This window comes from Streptomyces pseudogriseolus, assembly GCA_002154585.1.
GTDB classification, from domain to species: domain Bacteria; phylum Actinomycetota; class Actinomycetes; order Streptomycetales; family Streptomycetaceae; genus Streptomyces; species Streptomyces pseudogriseolus.
Genome location: MUNG01000580.1, coordinates 1 through 2,520, shown reverse-complemented (window position 1 = coordinate 2,520; position 2,520 = coordinate 1). Strand labels below are relative to the sequence as shown.

General features: G+C 70.2%; 2 protein-coding genes and 1 pseudogene. 1 reads left to right on the top strand and 2 read right to left on the bottom strand.

Translation table 11 applies throughout. The features are described 5' to 3' along the window. A pseudogene (locus tag CCN29_RS33045) lies at positions 1 to 1,054 on the top strand (hypothetical protein); the annotation flags it as partial. Between the two features lie 85 nt (positions 1,055 to 1,139). On the opposite strand, the gene CCN29_RS33040 reads toward CCN29_RS33045, so the two are convergent. Continuing rightward, positions 1,140 to 1,976: an RNA polymerase sigma factor SigF gene (locus tag CCN29_RS33040; protein WP_006130754.1), complete on the bottom strand. Its 837-nt coding sequence runs from the start codon at positions 1,974 to 1,976 to the stop codon at positions 1,140 to 1,142. A gap of 125 nt (positions 1,977 to 2,101) precedes the next feature. Further along, positions 2,102 to 2,473: a holo-ACP synthase gene (locus CCN29_RS33035; RefSeq protein ID WP_006130755.1), complete on the bottom strand. Its 372-nt coding sequence runs from the start codon at positions 2,471 to 2,473 to the stop codon at positions 2,102 to 2,104. Between the last annotated feature and the right edge of the window lie 47 nt (positions 2,474 to 2,520).

The following is a 2,520-nucleotide window of genomic DNA, read 5'->3' as shown; positions in this document are numbered from 1 at the left end:
ACCCCCACCGCCTCCGCCTCCGCCTCCGCCCGCGCAGCAACAGCCGCGGCCTGCGGCGACGGCACCTACCACGCCGAAGCCGTCCGCTCCGGCTCCACCTGGACCGCCCGCCGAGGCGGCAGCACGGTCCACACCGGCACCGACATGCGCGCGGCCGTCCAGGCGGCGATCAGCAGCCTGTCCTCCGGCCGCACCAGCAAGGAACGCGTCGTCGTCCGCGGCTCCGGCACCGTCTCCGCCGGCTCCCGCATCTCCCTCCCCAGCTACACGGTCCTCGACGTGTGCGGCACGATCGACGTCACGGGCACCGGCTCGGGCGACCAGGCGCCGGTNNACCGGCGCCCCGCTCTACGGCGTCTTCCTGCGCAACGTGCAGAACGTGGTCCTGGGCCAGATCGACATGCGTCTCTCCCGCGGCCTCGGCGTCCGTATCGACAACCGGGGCGACACCAGCCAGTGGACGCGCAACGTGCGCATCGACAACGTGTACGTCTCCGGCGCGTCCAGCCACGCCGTGGAGACGTACGGCGTGGACGGCCTGACCGTCGGCACGGTGACCGCCCGCAACGTGGGCGAGTCGGGCCTGCTGCTGAACCAGACGATCAACGCCACCGTCACGAAGGTGGACGCGGAGAACGCCGGCGCCGGCACCGGCTACGCGGCGTTCCGCATGGCCAACCGCAACGGCCGGATCGGCAGCGGCTACCCCACGAACATCCGCGTCGGCGAGGTGATCGCGCGCGGCGGCGGACGCGGCGTGTTCTGCGTCTCGGAGAGCGGCGGGGCGACGATCGACCGGATCACGCTCTCGGACACCGGCAACAACGCGATCCTGATCGAGAACTGCTCCAACGTGAACCTCGCGGCGCAGAGCGGGACGGTCACCGGCGGCGGCGAGATCCGTCTGGCGGCCCGTTCGGAGTTCCCGAACAACAAGGACATCACCATCCAGAACCTCACAGTGACGAACTCGTCCATCCGCGAGAGCCCGTGCGGCGAGAACACGACGTTCCGCAACAACCGCCTGGTGAACAGCACACAGTCGATCTGCTAGCTACGCACAACGCAGCGGGGTGCGGCACCCGAAGGCACCGCACCCCGCAACACTCGTCTCAGCTGAAGGACTGACGCTCAACCCGTCAGTTGGTGCACAGCATCCCGGCCCGCAGCCGCTTGAGAGTCCGCGACAGCAGTCGCGACACATGCATCTGCGAGCACCCCAGCCGCTCCCCGATCTCCGCCTGCGTCAGCTCCTCCACGAACCGCCAGTGGACGATCTTCCGCTCCCGCTCGTCCAGCTCGGCGATCATCGGGGCGAGGGCGTGGAAGTCCTCGACCAGCCCCAGCGCCGCGTCCTCGGTGCCGATGAAGTCGGCGAGCACGGACTCCCCGTCCGGCTCGCTGCCGATCGCGGCGTCCAGCGACGCGGAGTTGTAGCCGTTGGCGGCCAGCCGGGCCTCGTTGACCTCGGCCTCGGTGAGGCTCATCAGGGTCGCCAGCTCGGCGGTGGTGGGGGTGCGGCCCAGCCGGCTGCGCAGTTCCTCGGTGGCGCGGGCGAGCTGCACCCGGGCCTCCTGGAGCCGGCGCGGCACGTGCACGGACCACGAGGTGTCACGGAAGAAGCGCTTGATCTCGCCGACGATGTAGGGGATCGCGAAGGAGGTGAACTCGACCTCGCGGGAGAGCTCGAACCGGTCGATGGCCTTGATCAGACCGATCATGCCGACCTGGACGATGTCCTCCATCTCCTCCGGACCGCGGCTGCGGAACCGGCCGGCCGCGTAGCGGACCAGGGACATGTTCATCTCGATCAGCGTGTTGCGCGCGTACTGGTACTCGTGGGTACCTTCCTCCAGCTCCGTCAGGCGACGGAAGAACTGCCGGGACAGTTCACGCGCGTCCTGCGGCGCGACCTGGCCGGGATTCACGACCTCCGGCAGCTCGGTCACGCTCTGCGCCTGGTCCGTCCGTGCCATTGTCGACGTCACAGCAAAGCCCTCCCTCATTGATGCCCCCGCTCCGATACCGGCTCCCTGCCTGTACCCCCACTTCCGGGTTACACGCACTTCCCTCAAAAAAATTCTCCGCGGGCCGCGAAGGCTCATCCCTCGGCGATGACGACCGCCGAAGCGACCCCCGCGTCGTGGCTCAGCGACACGTGCCAGGAGCGCACGCCCAGCTCCTCCGCCCGGGCGGCGACGGTCCCCTTGACCCGCAGCCGCGGCTGCCCGCTGTCCTCGCACCACACCTCGGCGTCGGTCCAGTACAGCCCCGCGGGCGCACCGAGCGCCTTGGCCAGGGCCTCCTTGGCGGCGAACCGCGCCGCCAAGGAGGCGATGCCGCGCCGCTCGCCGCTGGGCAGCAGCAGCTCGCTCTCCACGAACAGCCGCCGCGCCAGCCCGGGCGTGCGTTCCAGCGACGCGGCGAACCGCTCGATCTCGGCGACGTCGATCCCGACTCCGATGATGCTCATGCGGGCACCTTAGATCGACGGCCCCGGCCACCCCGCCACCCCACGCC

Excerpts from the sequence above, each read along its gene's own strand:
- CCN29_RS33040 (WP_006130754.1), bottom strand. The coding sequence starts at position 1,976 with ATGGCACGGACGGACCAGGCGCAGAGCGTGACCGAGCTGCCGGAGGTC.
- CCN29_RS33035 (WP_006130755.1), bottom strand. The coding sequence starts at position 2,473 with ATGAGCATCATCGGAGTCGGGATCGACGTCGCCGAGATCGAGCGGTTC.